This window comes from Leptospira johnsonii (assembly GCF_003112675.1).
In the GTDB taxonomy this organism is placed as follows: domain Bacteria; phylum Spirochaetota; class Leptospiria; order Leptospirales; family Leptospiraceae; genus Leptospira_B; species Leptospira_B johnsonii.
This window is the reverse complement of the sequence record NZ_BFAY01000011.1, coordinates 1,035,254-1,056,043: the sequence shown is the minus strand read 5'-3', so window position 1 is coordinate 1,056,043 and position 20,790 is coordinate 1,035,254. Positions and strand designations below refer to the sequence as shown.

The 20,790-nt window shown below is 39.1% G+C and carries 17 protein-coding genes; 3 read left to right on the top strand and 14 right to left on the bottom strand.

Going from position 1 to position 20,790, the window contains the following annotated elements:
- Positions 1-4 precede the first annotated feature (4 nt).
- The gene (locus LPTSP_RS13800; protein ID WP_108929282.1) at positions 5-226 is read right to left on the bottom strand and encodes a hypothetical protein; all 222 of its coding nucleotides are present in this window, start codon (positions 224-226) and stop codon (positions 5-7) included.
- Positions 227-322: 96 nt separating this feature from the next.
- Between LPTSP_RS13800 and LPTSP_RS13795 the strand changes: the two genes are divergently transcribed.
- Positions 323-1,426 (top strand): DNA polymerase III subunit delta, encoded by a 1,104-nt coding sequence (locus tag LPTSP_RS13795; RefSeq protein ID WP_108929281.1) that lies wholly within the window; start codon positions 323-325, stop codon positions 1,424-1,426.
- On the opposite strand, the gene LPTSP_RS13790 is transcribed toward LPTSP_RS13795, so the two are convergent.
- Both LPTSP_RS13790 and LPTSP_RS13785 read right to left on the bottom strand, forming a co-directional pair.
- Positions 1,371-2,267, bottom strand: coding sequence for an AAA-type ATPase lid domain-containing protein (locus LPTSP_RS13790; protein ID WP_108929280.1), 897 nt, complete (start codon positions 2,265-2,267; stop codon positions 1,371-1,373). The two genes, LPTSP_RS13795 and LPTSP_RS13790, sit on opposite strands and share 56 nt — an antisense overlap.
- A 7-nt stretch (positions 2,268-2,274) precedes the next feature.
- Complete coding sequence (locus tag LPTSP_RS13785) at positions 2,275-3,849, bottom strand: LIC10012 family protein (RefSeq protein WP_108929919.1); 1,575 nt, start codon at positions 3,847-3,849, stop codon at positions 2,275-2,277.
- A gap of 134 nt (positions 3,850-3,983) precedes the next feature.
- Between LPTSP_RS13785 and LPTSP_RS13780 the strand changes: the two genes are divergently transcribed.
- Positions 3,984-4,538 carry a lipoprotein LipL21 gene (locus LPTSP_RS13780; protein WP_008589617.1) on the top strand — a complete coding sequence of 185 codons (555 nt, stop codon included), beginning with the start codon at positions 3,984-3,986 and terminating at the stop codon, positions 4,536-4,538.
- A gap of 80 nt (positions 4,539-4,618) precedes the next feature.
- Here LPTSP_RS13780 and lenA read toward each other — a convergent pair whose 3' ends face one another.
- From lenA to LPTSP_RS13730, 10 genes are all read right to left on the bottom strand, one after another.
- Positions 4,619-5,377 (bottom strand): lipoprotein LenA, encoded by a 759-nt coding sequence (gene lenA, locus LPTSP_RS13775; protein ID WP_108929279.1) that lies wholly within the window; start codon positions 5,375-5,377, stop codon positions 4,619-4,621.
- 68 nt (positions 5,378-5,445) lie between these two features.
- The gene (gene dusB / locus LPTSP_RS13770) at positions 5,446-6,399 is read right to left on the bottom strand and encodes a tRNA dihydrouridine synthase DusB (protein ID WP_108929278.1); all 954 of its coding nucleotides are present in this window, start codon (positions 6,397-6,399) and stop codon (positions 5,446-5,448) included.
- Positions 6,396-8,909 (bottom strand): DNA gyrase subunit A, encoded by a 2,514-nt coding sequence (gene gyrA / locus LPTSP_RS13765; protein WP_108929277.1) that lies wholly within the window; start codon positions 8,907-8,909, stop codon positions 6,396-6,398. Before gyrA ends, dusB begins: the two co-directional genes overlap by 4 nt.
- A gap of 30 nt (positions 8,910-8,939) precedes the next feature.
- Positions 8,940-10,853, bottom strand: a complete 1,914-nt coding sequence (gene gyrB / locus LPTSP_RS13760; RefSeq protein WP_108929276.1) for a DNA topoisomerase (ATP-hydrolyzing) subunit B — start codon at positions 10,851-10,853, stop codon at positions 8,940-8,942.
- A gap of 87 nt (positions 10,854-10,940) precedes the next feature.
- Complete coding sequence (locus LPTSP_RS13755) at positions 10,941-11,402, bottom strand: DciA family protein (protein ID WP_108929275.1); 462 nt, start codon at positions 11,400-11,402, stop codon at positions 10,941-10,943.
- Positions 11,399-12,496, bottom strand: coding sequence for a DNA replication/repair protein RecF (gene recF / locus LPTSP_RS13750; RefSeq protein WP_108929274.1), 1,098 nt, complete (start codon positions 12,494-12,496; stop codon positions 11,399-11,401). Before recF ends, LPTSP_RS13755 begins: the two co-directional genes overlap by 4 nt.
- A gap of 11 nt (positions 12,497-12,507) precedes the next feature.
- Complete coding sequence (gene dnaN, locus LPTSP_RS13745) at positions 12,508-13,629, bottom strand: DNA polymerase III subunit beta (RefSeq protein ID WP_108929273.1); 1,122 nt, start codon at positions 13,627-13,629, stop codon at positions 12,508-12,510.
- Between the two features lie 324 nt (positions 13,630-13,953).
- Positions 13,954-15,261 carry a chromosomal replication initiator protein DnaA gene (gene dnaA / locus LPTSP_RS13740; RefSeq protein WP_108929272.1) on the bottom strand — a complete coding sequence of 436 codons (1,308 nt, stop codon included), beginning with the start codon at positions 15,259-15,261 and terminating at the stop codon, positions 13,954-13,956.
- Positions 15,262-15,574: 313 nt separating this feature from the next.
- Complete coding sequence (locus LPTSP_RS13735; RefSeq protein WP_108929271.1) at positions 15,575-16,522, bottom strand: hypothetical protein; 948 nt, start codon at positions 16,520-16,522, stop codon at positions 15,575-15,577.
- A gap of 17 nt (positions 16,523-16,539) precedes the next feature.
- On the bottom strand, positions 16,540-17,463 hold the full coding sequence (locus LPTSP_RS13730) for a branched-chain amino acid transaminase (protein WP_108929270.1): 924 nt from the start codon (positions 17,461-17,463) through the stop codon (positions 16,540-16,542).
- Between the two features lie 110 nt (positions 17,464-17,573).
- Here LPTSP_RS13730 and mnmG point away from each other — a divergent pair, with 110 nt between their 5' ends.
- Positions 17,574-19,460: a tRNA uridine-5-carboxymethylaminomethyl(34) synthesis enzyme MnmG gene (gene mnmG, locus LPTSP_RS13725; RefSeq protein WP_108929269.1), complete on the top strand. Its 1,887-nt coding sequence runs from the start codon at positions 17,574-17,576 to the stop codon at positions 19,458-19,460.
- A 421-nt stretch (positions 19,461-19,881) separates the two neighbouring features.
- Here mnmG and LPTSP_RS13720 read toward each other — a convergent pair whose 3' ends face one another.
- Positions 19,882-20,625, bottom strand: coding sequence for a hypothetical protein (locus tag LPTSP_RS13720; RefSeq protein ID WP_108929268.1), 744 nt, complete (start codon positions 20,623-20,625; stop codon positions 19,882-19,884).
- Positions 20,626-20,790 lie beyond the last annotated feature (165 nt).

Here is a 20,790-nt window from a genome sequence, read left to right as displayed (position 1 = left end):
GAGATTAAACGTAAAGATCCAGGAATCGTCCCTTTGAAACAGAAGGATCCTGAGGAGCGGAACTTCCATCCGGACCATAAAGTTTCAGAGACTTTGCCGTCTCAGAAAAATCCCTTTGGCGGATAGGCTCAATTGCGGGAACCCTGGACTGATTTAGGATCGGTTTGATATAAGTAAGATAATCTTCCTGGGAAGAAATTCTTTGTACGCCGTCGCTGATTCTCATAGGGTCTGAACCTATCTAAAAGATCGGAAAAATCCGGGATCTACTTTAGGAAAAGAATCGGATCATCCGCTTGACTCTCTCGGAATTCCTTCCAGGATGATTTCCGTGGCCGATACCAAAGTTTCGAATTCTTATGAGAATCTGATCGATTTCCTGCACAAAACAAAGCCCAGCCTGGAATCATTGCCTCAGATACTTTTTGTGATCTCTCAGGATTCATACGAATTCGGTGTCGTTAGCGATCTATACAAGGCAGCTTACAAAAAAAGCGCGGATCCATATGAGATCGTGGTGTTTGTAGCGGAGCCAGGTGATCTGGAGAATTTTCAAAACGAAGCCGGAAACTTAGATATGTTCGCGGCCCAAAAATTATTCATCATCAAGTCGGGCGTTACATTCTTCAAACCTTGGATGGGAAAAACAAAATCCAAAACATCTCCCAAATCTTTTTCAGTTCCGGAGACGGTCAGAATTCTGATCCATTACGATCATTGGGATCTTCCTAAAGAATTGATCTCTATATTCGGAGATAAGGTCTCTCATTTTAAATCTTCTAAAATATTTCCTGATAAAAGAAAGGAAGCCTTCTTAAGAGCATCCAAAGAAGTAGAAGTAAAATTAGACGATGAAGCAGAAGAAGAATTTTTACTCAAAGTAAGTCCGAGCGCAGGCGCATACTTAAGAAATTTAGAAAAACTGAAATTATATTTAGGAAAGAAAAGTTTCAATCTCGCAGATCTAAAAGAAGTATTATTCCAGAGTTCCGAATTCAGTTCTTCTGAAATTGTAGATTATTTTTTCGAAAAGGATTACGGGAGATTTTCCAGAGAATTTACTAAATTCAAAATAGGTAAGGACTCACTTCTTATCTTTCTTTCGTTATTGAAAGATCATTTGGATAAATTAAGGATTTATAAAATTATTCTGAGAATGTACGACAAGGTACTGAGCGAAAAAGAACAGTCCGATCTGCTTGGAATAGCGGCGTATTCTCCCGCTCGAAAGAACCACACGTTTAAAAGACTCAGAAGAGAAAGTTCTGTGTTTAACGATATGGAAATTAAGGAACTATACGAATTCTTATTGGAAATGAACCAAAAGATCAAAACTGGTTCCGAAAAAGAAGAAACCGTATATTACTTCTTCAGGAAGATGGAGGATTTTTTCCATCCTCGGAATCGAACAGTTCGAACTCGGTGATCTTTCTATAGATCGTTCTTTCAGAAATACCTAATATTCTCGCAGCCTTTTCTCTATTCCCGTTCACGAGGATCAAATTGCGTCTGATAATCTCTCTTTCATAATCTCTGAGAGGAATTCCAGTACGAACAGACAAATTATCATTTTGTTTATAACCTGTTTCGAATAATTCAGGAGGAAGATGTTTTGTATCCAATGTCTTTACATTATGCATGGATACCATTGCTTCCAAAAGATTCTTTAATTGATGAAGATTACCTGGATAATCGTACTCTAATAGGAACTTTCCTAACTTTTCAGAAATTTTAATATTCTTCCGATTATATCTTTTACCGATCAGGTCTAGAAAAAATCGGGTCAAGGGAGGAATATCTTCCTTTCTTTCTCTTAGTGTAGGAATTTTTACTTGAACAGTTTGGATCTCAGTCATCAAGGATTCTTGTACTTTACCTGATTTTACTTTTTCAGGAAGATCAGGCTGATCGGAGAGTAAGTATCTATTCTTTCCTTTTTCATTGCGTATCTTTTGTAAGAGCTGAACTTGAAAACTTGGATTTAAATTTGAGATCGCTTCTAAAAAGATCGTTACACCAACTTTGCCGTCTAACTTAGAAAAGATCTCGGAAGTTTCTTCCTCCGACTCGGAAACGGAAAAATCGAAAACTTGGTATTGGGGAAACCTGTCTTTACAATAGGAATGGAACAGATATCCTAAATAACTTTTTCCTGTCCCGGATTCTCCTAAAAACAAGATAGGTAGATCGGAGGAAACCGCTTGTTTCATTCGATCAAGGATTTTCCGGGTCGAAGGGGATAATGCAATAAAATTAGATTCTTCCATGGCTCTGCTACGGCTGAGAAACTTCCAGGATCTCTCCCTTTACTAAACAATCGAATTTGAATTTTTCCGTGTTTCTCAGATAATTTCGAGCAACTGATGGATCACATTCTAAAATTTTAGCTGTAGAGAAAGTATATCGTTCTAACGAATCCGGTATTACTTCGACCCCCTCTGAAGAAAAAGAGGATGAAAGAAACGTAACCGCCCACGCTCCTTTTTTTCCTTCTGAAAATCCAGATAGGTTTGGAACTCGGATCCAGAACGCCTTAGACCCTGATTTTACTAAAACTTTTGGAAAATTTCCGAAATATTCGGAATTGGAAGCCTCACTTACGGAACTGGAGAATAAAGATGCAAAATTACTGCGAACCGGTTCAGAAGTGAGGATTTTCTCCTTCTTCACTTCTTCGTAAATACTTCCCAAGCTCCAGGGATTTAAGAATTCTCCCAGGGAATACTTACCTGCAAACTCCACTTTTTCAAGGGAAGAATCCTCTAGTTTCATTTTGGAATCAGGAGAAGCACTAGTGCTGTATAATTTTCCTTCTTTGAATACCAAAGTTTTAGAATCTCTCGGAGTGACTATTCTCTGGAAATAGGAAACCTCTCTAAATTCTGCTCCTCTTTTAGCGGCTTCCTTATGTTCCCTACGTGCTTCCGGCCCGGCATAGGAAGAATATAGAATGGAAACTTTAGCTCCGATCTGGTTCAATCCCTCAATAGCAGCGCCGTATCCGCTAATTGAATTGGACGCTTTAGCATTAGTAAGAATGCTAATCATTCTTTCCTTCTTCTTTCCAGGAGAATCTTCCGAACTTAGAATTCTTCTTAAGCGAAGAAGTGCGTTCGTAAGATCTTGGGTATTAGATTTTCCTTCTGATTTAAAATCCTTCCACTGTTTGATAAACTCGGAGCGGCTCGATTCCGGAAAAACTTTGGAGCCATTCTCACTAAAAACAACCAGACGAAATTTTGTCTCAGGTTGCCAGGAGATCGCTTCTAATTGCGACATAAATTCTTTTCTTTCGGGCGCGTAGGAATAAGAAGAATCAAGCACAATGATCTGAGACTTCGCCGCTCGGACTGGCTCTCTGGAATATTCTTTTATCTTTTTCTTGGGAACTAAAGGAAAAGAATCCTTGGTCAACTTTTCTAAGGTCTCGAATAGATCTTTTCTACCTATGATAGAGTATTCTTCCATTTTAGAAAGATTACAATCGTACACGGAGCGATCGATCCGGATCTTTTCCTCAATTGATAACTGGTCTCGAACTACATAATCCGGCTTGAGTCTGGAACAAGTTTGTTTGAATTTTTCTCTCGAGACCTGAGGAATTAGAAAATCTTTTATTTCCGGATCTGAATTTGGAGAGAGTTGCTCTTTTATCTGAACTGAATAGATTCTAGTCGCGTAAAACTGGCCTAATTTTGCCAACTCATACGGCTTTTCTCCTGTTCCTTCTAAGGATTGAGGAGCTTGTCCTTCCCAATTTCCAGGAAGAAAAGCAACCGTCGTCGCTATTGCGTCGCTAGCCGCCAGAGTTAGCAGAACAAAAAGATAATTTTGGAAATTTTTTGACAATTGTGCGCTGCGAATAAATATTTTTTTACCAAATAGTTGGCTGCTTTTAATTTTAAACGTATTCATTAAAAAATGGCTTGCGGAATCCGTTTAATGGATATATTCCTCAATTCCATCTGATCAAGGAGAAAATGATGATCAAGAAAGTAATCGTTATTGCGCTGTCTGCTGCATTACTTACCTACTGCGGAGCAAATACCGCTCAAAAAGACGCAACTTCCGTTGGTGACGGAGGATGGTCTTTCGAAGGTTGGGGTGGACCGCCTGAGCAAAGAAACGACGGTAAAACTCCAAGAGATACCAACCCGAAAGACTATTATTACATGAAGTTCGCTTCTCGTGCATCCGCTAAGGCTGTTGCGAAAAAAAGTCTCGCTATGATGCAGTCTACTTGCCGCGAAGCTTCTCGCTTGCAAGGTGCTTCCGACGTTGTTAAAAAAATGGTCGGTGAGACTGTTGAATCTGCATCCGGAGTTTCCGACGGTGAAGCAACTGCTTCCGTTATCGTTGGTACTTCTGCAGGTATCGTTAAAGGAGTGGGAGTTTACGAGTGTAAAGCTACCGGTCCAGGTTCCGATCCTAATGATGTTTCTAAAGACAACTGGGAAGAATGCCAGTGTGTTATTTACGCTAAATTTCCAGGTGGACGCGACGCTCTCGTAGCAAAAGCTCAAGAAATCGGTAAATAATAATAATTCAGTTCGAGTTTTTACTCTAACTGGAATGGAAAACCCCGCCTGATATAGGTGGGGTTTTTTATTATTAAGTCTTATTGTTCGGTTGGTTGTTGTGGTTCGGACAGCGTTAAGCCGAATTCAGTCGCAATAGAATTTGCAGATTCTTGATAGATATCCCCTTTCTCTGAGACAGTCTTTAACGCGGTGGAAGCAGACTTTTTCAATTCCTCTTGTTTAGCTGGATCCGAAGTTTTATTGAGTTCAATCAGTTTTAAACTGGCTGCTTTTAGATTACGAACACTATCACTTAAAAGTGGATCTCTGGAAATATTAGAAGAAAAAGGCTGGATCCAAATATCATACAAGTTATTTAATTTCCCGCCTTTTACAATGGAACCATAACAACGTACTTTAGAGAATTCTCCGCTTGCTTCGGACTCGAAACAGGACATTCCTTTTTCTAGTTTTCCCTTAGAAGGAGAAGTGAGAGAATTTTTAGCAAATGCTGTGTCTCCATCACCTACAACAAATAGAACTGCATCATAAAAGTTTTTCAGAAGTCCGAATCCTTCTTTTCCATCTACTGTTCTGAGTTTCAGGTATTCTGTGACTGTTTTCTTTCCTTTAGGATCAGTTGATTCGTGAGAAACGATTTCAAGTCCGTTGACTTCTTCGAATTCGTAAACTAGAGTAACTTGTTCTGATTTTTCTCTGGTTCCCGGATTTTTATAAACGTACTGATCCCCGCCAGAATATTTAGTTCCTACGATCTGTTCTATCGGAGCTTCTTCTTTCTTTTTATCGCAAGCGAGTAATACAAGTATAGTGAATATGAGTGCAATGGCTCTCATCAAATTCCTCCTGAAAAGGAATTATCAGCCTATTTTAGAAAACCTTTGTCAATCTCATTCCTGACGGATCAAGAAACCAAACTCATACTGTTTTGAGCATCCTGAAGAATGGAGATCAATTTTTCGGGATCTTCCATCTTGAGAAGTTCTAATCTCATCGGCTCGACTTCCTTTCTGGATTGTATATAACGCACCAAATGTTTTCTGAGGAGGATGAGTCCGTATTTGTCTCCAAAGGTTTCTCGCATCAGCTGCAAATGACTTAGAGTAGTTGATACAATCTCTTCGAAACTTAGATCTTCTTTTTTGATATTTGAGAATATCCATGGATTTCCGATGGAATTCCTACCAACAAGCACTCCGTCCACTTTGGATTCTTCCTTTCTGCGGACAGCTTCTTCATAACTACTAATATCTCCGTTGCCGAAGATAGGCACCTTTCTTTCGGATTTTATATCTGCGATCGCGTCCCAATCAGCTTTTCCGGAATAGCCCATTTCTCTGGTTCGACCGTGAACTGAGATCGCCATCACTCCGGATTCTTCTAAGATCCTGGAAACTTCCATATAGTTTCTGGAAGAATCGTCCCATCCTAGGCGGATCTTTGCAGTCACCGGAATATCCAGTGCCTTTCTCATTTCTTCTATTATCTTTCCCGCATATACAGGTTTGCGTAGAAGTCCAACTCCGGACCCTCTCATAGAAACATTTCGAGCAGGGCAACCCATATTCAAATCGATGATATCGGGATTTAGTTCGCGGATTCTTTTCGCCGCATCTACTATGATTTCCAGTTTATTGCCGAAAATCTGAAAGGTGATTGGTCTTTCTTCTTCACGAAAACGTAATAGAGATAACGCTTTTTTAGAACCTACCGCGAGGCTGTCGGTGGAAACGAATTCAGTATAGGAAAATGCAGATCCGTATCTGCGAGCCATGGTTCTGGTCGGGCTATCACTGATCCCGGCCATCGGCGACATGGCCAACCAACCGGGAATTTCGACAGAACCGATACGGATCATTTTTCTTTGTTTTCTCGAATCACAGTACAATCTTGGACTTTATCATTGTCCTTGATGTCTACAACTCTGACTCCCACTGCGGTTCTTCCCATTTTAGAGATCTGGTTCGCTTCCGTACGGATGACCATTCCTTGCTGGGTGACTAAGATGATCTCATCTTCTTCTCCCACTGAACTGACTGCTACTGCATTCCCGTTTTTCTCACCCACTTTCAAGAAGGCCATTCCTTTGCCTCCTCTTCCTTTGGTGCCAAACTCTTCGAAGCCGAGGCGTTTTCCGTAACCGTTCTGTGAGATCGCGAATATGTCGTCGCCTTCTACCACTTTAGAAAGGCCTACGATCGCATCTTCTTTGGAAAGTCTCATCCCGGTTACACCTTGGGCAGTTCTTCCTTGGGCGCGGATCGTATCCATTTCGATCCTAAGTGCAAGTCCGTTTGCGGAGAAGATCATTACATTGTCTCCCTTTTCGACGGAAATTACTTCGATGAGTTGGTCTCCGTCCCTAAGGCCGATTGCGATGATACCCGATTTTTTAACATTGCCGAATTCGGATAATTCTACTCGTTTGATAAACCCGTTCTTGGTTACGAGTAATAGATCTTTTCCTTTGTCTTCTTCTTTGAATGTGAAGATTGCGGAAATGGATTCGTTCTCTCCAAGTCCTATGATTGCCTTTAAGGATTTTCCTCTGGCTTCTTTGGAAGCTTGAGGAAGTTCATACGCCTTCATCATATAGACTTTTCCGATATTGGAAAAGAACATCACATTGTCGTGGGTCATGGCGGTTTTCATGATCTTGACTACGTCTTCTCTTTTTTGAGAAAGTCCTTGGATCCCTTTTCCACCACGTCTCTGTCTTTTGAAAGTATCCAGAGGAAGTCTTTTTATGAATTGATCATAAGTAATTTGTAATACTACTTCTTCGTCGGCAATCAGATCTTCCGCATTGAAAGTAGAAGATTCCACACTTTCTAAGCTGATATCTGTCTTTCTTTTGTTACCGAATTTTTCAGAAACTTCGGACAATTCAGTACAAACTATGTCAGACACTCTTTCAGGTTTTGCGAGAATATCTTTCAGATCCATAATTAGAGCTCGAACTTCTGCCAACTCATCGATCACCTTCTGGACTTCTAAAGAAGTAAGTCTTTGGAGTCTCATCTCAAGGATTGCATCGGCTTGGACATCGGAAAGAACGAATCGAGCCATCAATTGTTCTTTCGCTTCCGGTGCATTTTTAGAAGCACGAATTACTTTGATCACTTCTTCTATGTTTTCGAGAGCGATCTTCAATCCTTCTAAGATGTGGGCGCGTTTTTCTGCCTTATCTAGGTCGAATTGAGTTCTACGAACAATTACTTCTTTCCTGTGGATTGAATAAGCAACCAGGATCTCTTTTATGTTAAAGATCTTTGGCTTATTATCCAAGATCGCAAGCATTGTGATCCCGTAACTTACTTGAAGTTGAGTAAGTTTCAGAAGTTGATTCAGGATTACTTGCGCATTTGCATCTTTTTTAATATGGATCTCTACTCTGATCCCTTTTCTATCCGATAGATCTAAAATTTCAGAAATTCCTTCGACTTGTTTTTCGTTAACAAGCTCGCCAATTCTCTCTAGAAGAGTCTTTTTGTTTACTTGGTAAGGAATTTCTGTAACTACGATTACTTCCCTGCCTTTTTTGTTCTCTTCTATTTCTACTTTGGAACGGATCCGAATTGAACCTTTACCAGAATGGTATGCAGATAATAAACCTTCTCCGCCGATGATCGTACCACCGGTTGGAAAATCCGGTCCTGGTATTATTTTAAGAAGTTCTGATATACTTACGTCAGGATTTTTAATTACTGTGATAACTGCTTCAATCGTTTCTCTCAAGTTATGGGGAGGAATGTTTGTAGCCATCCCAACCGCGATTCCGGAAGAACCGTTTACTAGTAAGTTCGGAAAATTTGCAGGAAGGACATCGGGTTGTTGTTTGGTATCATCAAAGTTAGCAGAGAAATTTACCGTTTCCTTTTCGATATCTCTTAAAAGTTCTTCTGCAACTTTCGCGAGTCTTGCTTCTGTGTATCGGTATGCTGCCGGGTTGTCGCCATCTATAGATCCGTAGTTCCCTTGCCCGTCAATAAGAGGAACTCTAAGGGAAAAATCTTGGACCATACGCACTAATGCGTCGTAAACTGAACTATCTCCGTGCGGGTGATAATTACCTAATACTTCTCCGACGATCTTAGCACATTTAACGTAGGGGCGATCACTTCTCCAGGCCCTTTCATTCATTGCATGTAGAATACGTCTGTGAACCGGTTTTAAACCGTCTCTTACGTCAGGCAAAGCCCTTCCTACAATTACGCTCATCGCGTAACCAAGGTAGGCCTCCTTCATTTGGTCTTCGATTTCGACAGGAATTACCCTGACGCCATTCTTCAATGCATCACCAATATCAGGACGGGAAGAAAGGCTGAATCCTAAAGTTTTTGTTTCGTTCTCTAGCTCTTCGCTCATTTGTATTTAGAATTTCCTATTACCAATATATTAAAGATCAAGGTTCGCAACTTTGGCTGCGTTGACCTCGATAAAGCGACGTCTCGGATTTACTTCGTCACCCATAAGGATATTAAATGTATCTTCAGCTTCCACATAATCATCGAGTTTTACTTTTAGAACGACCCGCTTTTCAGGATCCATAGTTGTCTCCCAAAGTTGCTCCGGATTCATTTCACCCAAACCTTTATATCGCTGGATGACTGCCTTTTCCGTTCCAAGAGATTTTAAATATTCGTCCTTCTCTTTATCAGAAAATAGATAAGCGGATGTCTTACCGTGTTTAATCAAATACAGTGGAGGTTGTGCAACATATAGAAACCCTTTTTCAATGATGGGTCTCATATAACGAAAGAAGAATGTAAGAAGTAATGTGCGAATATGAGAACCGTCTATATCCGCATCCGTCATAATAAAAATCTTATGATAACGGGCTTTATCTACATTAAACTCATCTTCGCCGATTCCAGTGCCTAATGCAGAAACCAAAGTACGAATTTCTTCGTTACCAAGAATTTTATCTAAACGTGCTTTTTCTACGTTCAGAATTTTTCCTTTTAGAGGAAGAATTGCCTGGTAATGTCTATCTCTTCCTTGCTTAGCGGAACCACCTGCTGAATCTCCCTCTACGATATAAAGTTCAGAAGCAGCGGGATCCTTTTCGGAACAGTCAGCCAATTTTCCAGGAAGACCGCCACCCTCTAAAACTGATTTACGACGAGTTAAATCACGAGCCTTACGAGCGGCCTCTCGAGCCTTAGCTGATAATATACATTTTTCTAATATCTTCTTAGTAATTGCTGGATTCTCTTCGAAGAAAAGAGAGAGACCTTCTCCACTTAGAGTTTGCATGATCCCTTTGATCTCTGCGTTTACTAATTTTTCTTTTGTCTGAGAGTTAAACTGAGGTTGAGGAATTTTTACTGAAATTACGGCCGTGATCCCTTCTTTCAAATCCTCTCCCGACAATGCAGTAGGTTGTTTTTTTACGAGCTGCTGATCTTTTTTTAAAAAATCGTTAAGTGTTCTAGTTAAAGCAGCACGAAAACCTTCCAAGTGGGTTCCACCCAAGTTATTGTTTATATTATTGGTGAAACAAAAAATATTTTCAGAATATGTATCTGAATATTGGATCGCGATTTCTGCGACCACATCATCTTTATTTCTTTCGAAATGAATTGTTTTATGAAGTGGATGTTTGTTTTCGTTTAAATATTCAACGAAAGAGACAATCCCTCCATCAAATATGAACTCATGCTTTTCGGAGTCGGGCTTTCTTTTGTCTTGAACAATTAGTTTTAATCCCTTATTTAAAAATGCTAATTCTCTAAAACGAGAAGTTAACACGTCAAAATGGAATTCAGTAGTTGTGAAGATACTCGCATCCGGCTTAAAGCGTACAACAGTTCCTCTTTCGGGAGACTCTCCAATGACGGAGACAGGACCTTGAGGAATACCTCTGGAATATTTCTGATGATGGATCTTTCCATTTTGGTAAACTTCTACTTCTAACCAATCGGAAAGAGCGTTTACTACGGAGACCCCTACACCGTGAAGACCACCGGAAACCTTATATGCATCGTTCTCGAACTTACCACCGGCATGCAAAATGGTCATAACCACTTCGATTGTGGAGATATTTTTTTCAGGGTGAATGGCTACTGGAATTCCACGCCCATTGTCCTTCACTTCTATGATATTATCGGGAAGAATGGAGATACTGATCTCGGTACAATGACCAGCCATTGCCTCATCTACGGAGTTATCAACAACCTCGTAGACCATCTTATGAAGACCTGTCTCGTCTTGGGTCCCGATATACATTCCGGGGCGTTTGCGTACGGCCTCTAATCCTTCTAGGATCTTGATCTGACCTGCACTATAACTGCTATCTGGTTGGCTCATCCAATCCTCCGGGATCTATGAATAGTTTTCCTAAATTAGCTAAGGAGGCAAGGAAATTCGGAGGTATTTCAATAAAGAATGTGTTTCTTAGAGATATTCGATCAGCTCTAAAAGTCTTTTTTTCGCGATAGGATCGGTTTCCTTTTCGGCTAAAGAAACTAGGTTTTGTTTGCCCTCCAATCCGGTTTTATCTGCAGTATATGAGGGGGACTTTTGTCTTTTAGAAACGAGATTGCCGATCCTAATTTCAATTTTCTTTACGACATCTCTTCCTAAGTAACGTGAACAATAACTTAAGATCCTCTTTCTCATAAAAAGAAGTTCCTGTTTGTATGCGGAGTGAACTGTTAAGATCACCAATGTGTCATTGTGGACAGCAAATGGTTCGGAATGATTTGCATATACCGGGCCGATTATGTCGACCCAACGTTTTGCTAACGTTTGGACTGCAATTTTCTCAGCTAAACTTTCTTCTGTTAAGCCTAAGTTTTGAAGAACGTTTTTGAACTCCTGAGGATCAATTTTTTGTATTTTAGATTCTTCTTTCATTGGTAAGGAGTGACTAGTCCGTTTTTTACTAGAAAGATCTGTTTTTCATCTTCTAGTCTTCCCACATAATCTGAGATACCCTCTAGGTCGGTAGTGGTAAAAAAAGCCTGTCCCGAATTCAAAACTAGATCTACAAAATATTCTCTTCTTTTTACATCCAATTCACGGATCACATCATCGATTAGAAGAATAGGGGTCCTTCCTAATTTTCGACGATAGTACTCAAATGCGGCCGCTTTTAGAGAAATTACAGTACTTCTCTTCTGGCCCTGAGAAGCAAAATCCATTATATCACGATTGTCTTCTCCAATATACAAATCGTCCCTATGGATCCCAACAGAAGTATAACCTAATTTCCTATCTCTATTAATATTCCTTTGTAGGGTTTCCTTAAAATCTTCCAGATTGGAAAAACTGGGTCTGTATTCCAGAGTTAGATTATCTTTTCCACCGCTTAGTTTTTTCAGATTCTCTCTGTAGATAGGATCAAATTCCAAAATGAATTCTTTTCTTTTATAAAAGATGCTTATCCCTTTTTCGATCAGCCTTTGGTTCCATACTTCATAAAGACCTGGATCGGAAGATCCGCTTTTTAAGAGTGCATTTCTTTGTTTTAAGATACGATTGTATTCTATCAGATCATTTAAGTAAGAAGGATCTAAAGAAGAAAGTAGACTGTCCAAAAACCTTCTTCTTTCAGAGGGCCCACCTTCCACTATGATTAGATCTAACGGTGTCATTAAGACACTTAGGAATTTTCCAACTAAGTCGGATCTTTTTTTGACTTCTTCTTGATTGAATTTAAGTTTGCGACGACTGATCGGTTTTTTAGAAAAACCTAATTCATAAATTTCTCTTTTATGATCTCTATCAACTTCACCTTTGATATAATATCCGTCGGAGTTCCAACGGATCAAATTTCCTTCTTCCGATTCTCTAAAACTTTTCAGCCAAGAGATCATGGAGATAGCTTCGAGTAAGTTTGTTTTTCCTTCTCCGTTTTCTCCCACAAAGAAAATAAGCCTGGAATGGAACTCCAGGCTTATCTGTTCGTGATTTCTAAAATTGAGAAGCCTTAGGCTTCGTAAAAACACGGATCTTCTCTTTAGATTTTCATCGGCATGATTACCGATATGAAATCAGGATCGGATGGATCTTTAAATACAACAGGAGAACTTGAATCGCTGAATTCTATTCTAAATTCATTATCGTCAATCGACTTGAATACATCGGATAGATATTCACCTTTGAATGCTACAGTTACTTCGTCTCCAGAATATTCGATCGGCATATTAATGCTAACCTCGTTCACTCCTTGTGTTTGAGCGTAGAAGTTAATATTATTTTTAGAGAATGTTAAACGTATCTGACGTGTCGGTTCTTCTGCAGCGATCAATGCTTGTCTAAGATAGATCTGGAATCCTTCTTTTGGAATTACTGCATTGAATTTAGACGACTTAGGAATTACTTGCTCATAATTCGGGAAGTTTCCTTCGATCAGTTTACATAGAAGTTCTATCTGATTTGCATTTACATAGATCTGATTATCAATGATCCCGATCTTTCCTGTTTCTGCAGTAGCAATCATTTTAGAAATCTCTCTGATTGCCTTAGAAGGAATGATAACTGAATCTTTGAATTTCAATGTTGTAGAAAGAGGTCTTTCAATCTTACATAACCTTCTACCGTCTGTGACAGCAAATACAAGCTTATCTCCCTTAGGGACCATAAACAACCCGTTGAAGATATATCTTTGGTCTTCATGAGCGATCGCGTAGGAAGTCTTACGGATCATCTCTGCAAACATAGCCGTAGGAAAATCCGAGATATTAGAAGCATCCACTTTAGGAATGGTCTTAATCTCTTCCGCATCCATTCCGTTCAGTTTGTTTTTATAGTCATTCTTTTTAGTAGCGTCAGTGATATAAGTGATACTGGAATCAGCATCGTTATCTTCAGTAGAGAGTAACGCTTCTTCAAAGTGGATGGTTTTAAAAATACTGGATAATTGTTTTGCAGGTAAAGAAATATCTCCGGACTTTTCTACTTGAGCATTTAATGATGTTTTAATAGATATTTCTAAGTCAGTCGCGGAAATAGATACGGAAGCAGTTTCAGCTTCTAATTTTAAGTTGGAGAGTACTGAACGTATCTCTCTAGCAGAGATTACTCCCTCTACAGCGTGAATCGCTTTTAGAAATTCAGATGTGTTCACTTTGATCTTCAATTTGCATTCTCCATTTATATAGGTGATCTATATATAGATTCTTATATATGTACTGTTGTAGTACTTGTACCTGTGCATATGTAGATAAGAGTCATAACTCTTTAGATAAGGGAAATATGTCGCATATATATTGAAAAGTACAATTTCCAGGAGCCGGAAAAAACTCCTTCATATCTGCTATAATAACCTTCAAAACTAAAGTCTTAAGGGACAATAATTTTGTGTTATGTCTTATTTACTTGTTATAGATAGGATATTAACTATTTATTTACAGTTTATCTATAGGTCTATGTCGCTTACAGATAAGAGTTGAAACTAAGTTTTTTATTGGAAACGGAATCGATTCAGAACTTCTTCTACTTTAATGGAAAATTCTTTATCTTCTTTTATCTTATTTTCGATGTTACGGACCGCGTGGATCACAGTCGTATGTTCGGCGGAAAACATTCTTCCAACCTGACTTTTGTTCAGTCGAAAACCTTTATGTAATACGTACATAGATAGATGTCGAGGGATTACATACTCAGGTTTCCTGCTCTTTCCCATCACCTCATTCGGATCTAAGTTATAAAGAGAAGAAATGTGTTCGATGACCTTATCTTGGCTGAGTTGAAAATTCTTTTTACGGAAGATACGATTTTTCAGTATATCTTCTATCATTGTTGTGGTGAAGAATAGATGTGAGAACGCTCTCTTATGAAGAGCTAGATCGTTCAAAGCACCTAAAAGTGCGCGAGTATCATCTTCAATCAGATCAGCAATAAATTGGATATGTTCTTGAGATAGACCCAAATTCAAAATTTGACAGTTTTTCTCTAAGATCCCAACTCGAATCTCTCTATCAGGAGGTTGGATATCCGCCTGAACGCCGGTTACAAATCTTGATTTTAATCTGTCATGTAAAGGAAGCTCGGAACTAGGACGATCTGATGCGATCACGATCTGTCTTTTTCTTTCAAAAAGAAAGTTAAAGATAGAGAAGAACTCTTCTTGGGTCTTTTCTGCTCCTGTATTTAGAAGTTGGATATCGTCGATCAATAGACAATTATATGATTGGTACTTAATCTTAAAAGATTCGATAGAATCTCTAGATTGCAGAGCGAATAAAAACTCGCTCATAAAAGATTTTATATCTATATAATGTACTGTTTTCCAAGGTTCCTTTTTAAGAATTTCAGATCCTATAGAATGAAGGAGATGGGTTTTACCCACTCCCACTTTTCCGAATAAGTAGAGAGGATTGATCTCCGCCGGATTTTTTACACATTCCATGGCGGCGCTGAAAGCGAGACGGTTGGTATTTCCTACGATAAAATTATCGAAAGAGTAATCAGCGTTAAAAGAGTAAGACTTATCTTTGAATTTTTCCTGGAGAACTTCGTTTAAATTAGAAGGTGCTTCAAGAATGATCTCGACTGGGACTCGATTTCCACTAGCTCTGAAGATCGCTTCTTCAATATGGTTTTGGTATTTTTTCTCCACATGTGTCTTTATATTCGAAGACGGAGCTATTAGGATGCAACGATCGTCTGTTAAACTCTCTAGTTGTAAGGTATATATAAACTTATCAAAGTACGTTGGGGGAATTTCCTTGGAAACTTCCTCTAATACACGCTTCCAACTAGGGTCCAAACAAAACTCCAAAGAAAAAAATCAAGAACACGCCGACGACTTTATAAATACGAAACTCGTATTTGTCTCGGAAAAGAAAAAACTGAATTAGGAAACGGTCCGAAGGACCATCCGACGAGATTACACTATTTTTCTTCTGTCGGTCGCATACAAATGAAAATTCGGAAATCGAAAAAGAAACCTTAGGAAAAACACAGTAGATTAGTGATAAATAAATCATTATGTCACTTAGTGTAATTACTAGTATTTGATCGTTTAATCATTGTTAAGCGAAGTGATTGATATGAAATTTAAAGAAAGTAAAAAGAAATTTTTATTTTTGTTCTAGTAGAGAGAGTTCGTGAATAAGTAAAGACAACGCAATATTCTCTTGCCCATGCACTCTTTCGTGTAATTTTTCTTTAAACCGAAAGATTGCTTCCATCTTAGGAAGATTGGAATCGAAATCCGATTTAGAAAATTCCTGTAATAATAATAATCCAATCAGATCTAAGAAGTCTTTAAAGGAGAAATCCTCTTTCCAATCGGGATGTTCTTCTTTGTATTCTAGTATCCATTCTTCTAATCTAAGATAATCCAACGGTTGTCTTAAGTTTCCGTTTATTCTTTGGGAAATTTGTTCCAACACGATAGGCGGACAATCGAAGGATACCATACTTCCTCCTTTTGCTGGGAAGTAAGGTATTGAATTTTTATTATGTAGTTCCTTGATCACTTGTTGAGGAAGATAACTGAAAGGAATACAAACCGCTCGACTTACGATTGTTTCCTTCAATTGTTCCAAATCGTTTACTATAAAAATAAAACGAGTGAAGAAGGGAGCTTCTTCTAAAGATTTTAAAAGAGCTGTCTCCGCTTCGTTCCCGATCAAGGAAGCATCAGGTATGATAATGAATCTTGTCTTAGAAAGGTGAGGTCTATAATAAAGCCTTGTGCGGATCAACCAGCGGATAGTGAACTCTTCAGGATTGTCTTCTTTTCCGATGGCGATTTGTTTATTCTTCTCTAATGGAAACCAAACTATATCCGGATGAGAATGGTGCATGAATGCCCTGCAAGAAACACAGTGCCCGCAAGAGGTTCCTTCTAAACAAAGAATATGTCTGATAAATCTTTCGACTGCGGATTCTTTTCCGGTTCCTTCCGGTCCGTGAAAGATAAGTAAGGGAGGAAGAAGGTCAGGTTGAGACGAGTATTTTTTTAAGAATACTAAAGCTCTTTCCTGGCCTTGGATTTCCTCGATACCGAATGCAGAAGACATGTTCCTTTTATTAAGGTTTAATAAACAGGAGTCAACCAGTGTTTGTAGTTTTGGTTTTTTCCAACTACTAGATCGAAGAATGTGGACTGTAACTTTTTAGTGATGGGTCCCATTTCTCCGTTACCGATCTTTCTCTTATCCACTTCGCTGACCCAAGCAATCTGTACTCCTGTTCCGGAGAAGAAGATCTCATCTGCGATATAAAGTTCACTTCTTGTGATCTCTCTTTCGACGACTTCGTAACCAGCATCTTTTGCAAGTTGTAGAACCGAACGTCTTGTAATTCCTTCGAGTAAAGAAGAAGATATAGAAGGAGTGATGATCTTTCCATCTCTAACTAAGAAGATGTTTTCCGCAGAACCTTCGCTTACGAATCCTCTTCCGTCTAAGAAGATTGCTTCGTCATATCCGTTCTGAACTGCTTCCGATTTTGCAAGAGCTGAGTTTACATATCCGCCGGAAACTTTGGAGAGAGTAGGGATGACAGTATCGTCGAACCTTCTCCAACTAGAAACCATAGTAGTCAGTCCACGTTTGGTATCTAAGTAATCGTCCAACTCTAAAACATAAATTGCAAGTTCAGTAGGAACATCATGAAACCTAGGAGAAAGTTGCAGAGCGGAAGTATAGATGAAAGGTCTAAGATATACGTTCCTTCTGTATCCGGATTGTTTGAGTAGATCTAGGGTTATGTCACGGAGTTCTTCTGGAGTTTTTGTGAATTGCAACTGCATGATCTTTGTAGAATTCACAAGACGTTTATAATGATCTAAGATCCTGAAAACGTATAAGTTATCTGAATTAGAATCATAATATCCTCGGATACCTCCGAAGACTGTAGTTCCGTATTGTAGCGCGTGAGTTTTGATGTTTATATTAGCTTCGGACTCCGGGACTATTTTTCCTTCGAAGTAAGAGAGTTTCTTGATGGATTCGGGCATGTACAGGGAACCTGAAAGTGATACTATTGATTACATGATTCTAAGCATAGGCTCTACTGTCGACTAATGATCGATGTTGTGAAGCGCTTATGCAGGAGTGCTAGGTCTGAATGAATTCTTCTTTTTTTCCCAATCGTTTTGATTGTGTGGTGGTCGGTGCCGGTCATGCAGGTTCCGAAGCTGCCTATGTCTCATCTATCGGAGGCGCTAGAACTTTACTCATCACAATGAACTTAGATACGATCGGACAAATGTCTTGTAACCCAGCTATTGGTGGGATTGCAAAAGGACATATGGTTCGAGAAGTAGATGCACTTGGTGGCTTGATGGGAAAGGTCATCGATGCAACTGGTATCCAATTCAAAATGTTGAATACATCTAAAGGTCCTAGTGTTTGGGCACCTAGAGCTCAAGCCGAGAAGAAGGAATACCAACTCAAAGTAAAACATACACTTGAATCCATCCAAAACTTATCCATCAGACAAGATACTGTAGAAGATCTTTTGATCGAAGGAGATCGTGTTGTAGGAGTTCGGACAGGAAGAGGTTTCGAAATTTTCACCAATCATTTAATCTTAACTACCGGAACATTCTTATCTTCAATTGTTCATATTGGAACTTACCAAAAAGAGAACGGTAGATTCGGAGAACCTACAGTTAAAGGTCTTTCTCATTCGCTTGCTAAGTATAATCTGAAATTAGGAAGATTGAAAACAGGAACTCCTCCTAGAATTCATAAAAATTCTGTGGATCTTTCTGTAATGAGTGTGCAAGAAGGTGATCCGGATCCTTCTCCTTTTTCTTTTTCTACAACCAAGATCACTCGCAGACAGATCCCTTGCTATATCACTTACACGAATGAAAAAACTCATCAGTTGATCAATGAGAACATTCATCTTTCTCCTATGTATTCGGGTCAGATCAAATCTACTGGGCCTAGATATTGTCCTTCTATAGAAGATAAGATTGTTCGTTTTGCAGATAGAGAAAGGCACCAAATCTTTTTGGAACCGGAAGGTTACGATACACAAGAGATCTATCTAAATGGAGTCTCCACTAGTCTTCCTGAAGAAGTGCAATGGAAACTTGTACGTTCTATTGCAGGTCTAGAAGAAGCAGAGATCTTAAGACCTGGATATGCGATCGAGTACGACTATGTAGATCCAACTGAATTAAAACCAACCTTAGAAACTAAAAAAATCAAAGGTCTTTATCATGCCGGACAGATCAACGGCACTACCGGTTACGAAGAAGCAGCGGCCCAAGGTTTGGTTGCTGCTTATAGTGTACTTTCTTCATTAAGAGGGGAGGAGCCGATGTTATTCTCCAGAGGAGAATCATATATCGGAGTTCTTGTGGATGATCTAGTTCATAAAGGTGTAGAAGATCCATATAGAATGTTTACATCCCGTGCGGAACATAGACTTCTTCTGAGACAAGACAATGCGGATCAAAGACTCATGAAGTATGGATACAAGATGGGTCTAGTCTCAGAAGAAACCTTCAATGAGATGACAGGCAGATACAAAAAGATCTCTGAAGTAAAGGAGAAGATACAATCTACTCCTCTCAAACCTATACCTGAATTCGAAGCTTTATTAGAAAGAAAAGGCATCCAGAGTTTGAAGTATGGAGCAAAGCTAGATTCATTTTTAAAAAGACCTGAGATTTCTCTCGAAGATATCAAATTCCTTTTGCCTGAGTCCGAAGAGCTGAGTGCTCAAGACAGAAAGGTCATCGAGATGGAGATCAAGTACGAAGGTTATATCAAAAGAGAACAAGATACTATCGATTGGAAGAATAGATATCTTACTACTCCTATTCCTGAGACGATCGATTACTCTTTAGTGCCTGGTATTAAAAAGGAAGCCATCCAGAAACTTACCAAACATCGTCCTTTAAATTTAGAAAAAGCAGCTCAGATCTCAGGTGTTGATCCAAGTGATATCGATATGCTCCTTTTCTATATCAAAGGAAGAAAGCCGAGTCCGGTTTAAGTTTTAAGATCAGCGGTTGGGTTACTTTCTGCTTGTTGGAGTTCCTACGTTTCACGTGAAACGTTTCGGGTGATTCCGCCGCTATCTCTTGGCTCATATTCTACTGTATTCACTCGCGTGTTGGAATTCCCACACGCGGTATCTAAAATCTTCCCTCTCTTCTCTATACAACTCTAATGAATTAAAACCAAGTAAAAGGCGCGCAAGGATACGAAAGTCATCTACAAGAGTATATTAAAGTTACAGTCGCTGTTGATTTTTATGATCTATATGAAGACATTCTACCTTATATTCTGAAAGAGAAGTGCTTTGCTTTAGATCTCGGTGCTGGAATTGGAATAGATGCTTTTGTCTTTCCGAAGATATAAAAAAGGGAGAGCAAATGCTCTCCCTTCTCTCTGTTTCACGTGAAACGCGGCGATTATTTTCCGTAAACAAGCTCGTGAGTTTTCTCCACGGCCCATTTATCTCCCTGCTTGATCAAAAAAGTGAACTGCTGTAACCGATTGTCTTTGTCCCAGAGCAGTCGGTTCATTCTTTCAATCGTTCCTTGAACATTCATACGACTCAGAAGTTTTCCGCTCGAGTCGAAAGTAAGAACAGTAGATGCGGCCTGTTGTTTATCTTCGTTGTAGATGTTTTGTTGGAATAGTCCCGGCTTGTTCGGGTCCTTAATGATCGCAAATCTTTCAGTAAGTTTTGCATCTGCCCATTCAGTCTGAGCTTCTTTCACTAAACCATTTTCGCCCCAAGAGATGATCGTGCAGGTAAGTATATTCTTTCCATTCTTATCTATTAATTCGATAGAAGAAAGAACTCCTGCTTTATTGTATCCGAAGTTTTTGGATTCAAGATTCACCCCATCTTTATTATAGAGTTCTTCTTTTAGGATTTTTCCATCTTTGTATACGAACTTGGTGTAACCATCAGGCTTTCCATCTTGTCCGGTATAGTTTTCTTTAACTAGTTTTCCGGAAGGGTCGTACTCATACTTAGCAGTATAGATCAAATTACCTTTTGAATCTTTTACTAGTTCTTGGGTAGGTCCGCCCTTTTCAAAACCTAAAATGATCCTATCAGTGTGAGACCATTTTCCAGGAGTGAAGGAGTGGATCGGACTGATGCAGAAGATAAGAACGAAGGAGAAGAATACTCTTTTTAACATGGAGATTACCTCCTTCTAGACATCGACTATTTGGGAAAAATGTTAAGAGTCTTTTTAGGAAATTTGAAAGGGTTCCTTCCATAATGATACCGGATCAAGATTAGATATTGGGGGTTTTTCTTTTTGTAATACCTGTACGACTCTTGGAATTTCATTTTGTTTCAG

Coding starts and splice junctions, on each gene's coding strand:
- LPTSP_RS13800 (WP_108929282.1), bottom strand. CDS start 226: ATGAGAATCAGCGACGGCGTACAAAGAATTTCTTCCCAGGAAGATTAT.
- LPTSP_RS13795 (WP_108929281.1), top strand. CDS start 323: ATGATTTCCGTGGCCGATACCAAAGTTTCGAATTCTTATGAGAATCTG.
- LPTSP_RS13790 (WP_108929280.1), bottom strand. CDS start 2,267: ATGGAAGAATCTAATTTTATTGCATTATCCCCTTCGACCCGGAAAATC.
- LPTSP_RS13780 (WP_008589617.1), top strand. CDS start 3,984: ATGATCAAGAAAGTAATCGTTATTGCGCTGTCTGCTGCATTACTTACC.
- lenA (WP_108929279.1), bottom strand. CDS start 5,377: ATGAGAGCCATTGCACTCATATTCACTATACTTGTATTACTCGCTTGC.
- dusB (WP_108929278.1), bottom strand. CDS start 6,399: ATGATCCGTATCGGTTCTGTCGAAATTCCCGGTTGGTTGGCCATGTCG.
- gyrA (WP_108929277.1), bottom strand. CDS start 8,909: ATGAGCGAAGAGCTAGAGAACGAAACAAAAACTTTAGGATTCAGCCTT.
- gyrB (WP_108929276.1), bottom strand. CDS start 10,853: ATGAGCCAACCAGATAGCAGTTATAGTGCAGGTCAGATCAAGATCCTA.
- LPTSP_RS13755 (WP_108929275.1), bottom strand. CDS start 11,402: ATGAAAGAAGAATCTAAAATACAAAAAATTGATCCTCAGGAGTTCAAA.
- LPTSP_RS13735 (WP_108929271.1), bottom strand. CDS start 16,522: ATGTCTTCTGCATTCGGTATCGAGGAAATCCAAGGCCAGGAAAGAGCT.
- LPTSP_RS13730 (WP_108929270.1), bottom strand. CDS start 17,463: ATGCCCGAATCCATCAAGAAACTCTCTTACTTCGAAGGAAAAATAGTC.
- mnmG (WP_108929269.1), top strand. CDS start 17,574: ATGAATTCTTCTTTTTTTCCCAATCGTTTTGATTGTGTGGTGGTCGGT.
- LPTSP_RS13720 (WP_108929268.1), bottom strand. CDS start 20,625: ATGTTAAAAAGAGTATTCTTCTCCTTCGTTCTTATCTTCTGCATCAGT.